This is a genomic window from Oceanobacillus caeni (assembly GCF_042678465.1).
In the GTDB taxonomy this organism is placed as follows: domain Bacteria; phylum Bacillota; class Bacilli; order Bacillales; family Amphibacillaceae; genus Oceanobacillus; species Oceanobacillus caeni.
Genome location: NZ_JBHTKV010000070.1, coordinates 1 through 1,586, shown reverse-complemented (window position 1 = coordinate 1,586; position 1,586 = coordinate 1). Strand labels below are relative to the sequence as shown.

Below are 1,586 nucleotides of genomic sequence, written 5' to 3'. Positions count from 1 at the left end.
TGATATTGTATCTATAAAGTAGACAATTTTAGAAAGTGTCCTATTCATTTGATAATCTTATATATAGAATTAGATAGAAAATAGGGGATGAATATGACAAGACAACTAAAAAGATACAGTTATGAATTAAAGAAAAAAGTGGTTGAAAAGTATTTTGAGGGGTATGCAATCCGAGATTTGATAAAGGAATATAACATTAGTGCACCTCGAGTAGCGAATCGGTGGGTTAATAAGGTACGTGAAGGAGGTTATGAAGCGTTAAAAGATACAAGAGGTATGAAAAGCATAGGTAAACAGAAACGAAAAGAAGAGGAAACCAAAGATGAGCTTATCGAACGACAAGCATTACAAATCGAATATTTAAAAAAGCTTTTGGAGCTGGAAAGGATGTGAGAAAGCAGAAAGAGGTACAATTTGCCTTTATAGAAGCAAATGAGAAAGATTATCCTGTTACGATGTTAGTGCAACTGACTGATGTATCACGATCTGGTTATTACAAATGGAAAAAACGTGGAGGGGGTAGTGTGCAGGCACAAAAGGACGAAGAATTATACAACTATATCATCCAATTACATCATAAACACCGTGGTACATTGGGAAGAAAAAGAATGAAAATGGCATTAAAGGAGGAATATGACATTGAGGTTGGAGAGATGCGTGTCTCTAAAATCATGCGGAAATATGGTATTCGTTGTAAGATCCGCCAAAGGCGCTTTGTTAAGCGTAACGAGATAAATAAAAAAGTACCGAATATATTAAATCGAAACTTTCAAGCAAAGAAACCCGGAATGAAGTTTGCGATTGATATTACCTATTTACCAGTGATAGAGGGGCCAAACAAGAATCTTTATTTGTGTGCGATTAAAGATTTATTTCATGACGAGATTGTGGCGTATTCTATTAGTCAACGTCAGGATATAGAGCTTGTATACGAAGCGTTAGATCGTTTAAAAGAAAAAAAGTTTGTGAAAGGTGCCATTTTACATAGTGATCAAGGCACACAGTTCACAAACGCTGGTTATCAAATGCGTGTCAAAGAGATGGGCCTCACCCCATCCATGTCCCGCAGAGGCAACTGCTGGGACAACGCATGCATTGAAAACTTCTTTAGTCATTACAAGTGTGAAATAGAATGTTTTTTTGAAAACACAGAGACTGTATTCGAAGTTCAAAATGCGGCAAACCAATATATCCATTACTTTAATCATAATCGAATCAACACAAAATTACAAACGAGTCCTGTAAAATATATCAAGCGTTACGCAAGCTAAAAATGCACCGCAGGGAACCACAGCGGAGCTGCTTGCCCTTGCCTGGCATGCCTCTTCTTAGTGATTCGGTGTGTTGGGGATAGGGGCCCCCGACCAGCGAGAACTTAGAAGAGATGGTTCGTGGTACGCTCTGTGTGCGAATAGGGAGCTTTAATAGCTTTATTTTTCCCGATTCGCCACTTTATTCACCACCACGAACCCAAATGCCTGGCAAGGGTGGCGTATATGATCATAGCTCAAACTATCGGAAACAAAGGTATTGTGAAAAGTTTTTTGAGACACTTTGGTACTGTCTACTTGACAGAAGCAGGTGTA

Annotated in this window: 2 protein-coding genes; both read left to right on the top strand. The window is 38.4% G+C overall.

From position 1 onward, the window contains the following. The first annotated feature begins 93 nt into the window (after positions 1–93). The gene (locus tag ACFQ18_RS18040) at positions 94–393 is read left to right on the top strand and encodes a helix-turn-helix domain-containing protein (RefSeq protein ID WP_052771789.1); all 300 of its coding nucleotides are present in this window, start codon (positions 94–96) and stop codon (positions 391–393) included. After that, positions 390–1,271 (top strand): IS3 family transposase, encoded by an 882-nt coding sequence (locus ACFQ18_RS18035; RefSeq protein WP_052771790.1) that lies wholly within the window; start codon positions 390–392, stop codon positions 1,269–1,271. The genes ACFQ18_RS18040 and ACFQ18_RS18035 overlap by 4 nt, the downstream gene beginning before the upstream one ends. The last annotated feature ends 315 nt before the right edge of the window (positions 1,272–1,586 follow it).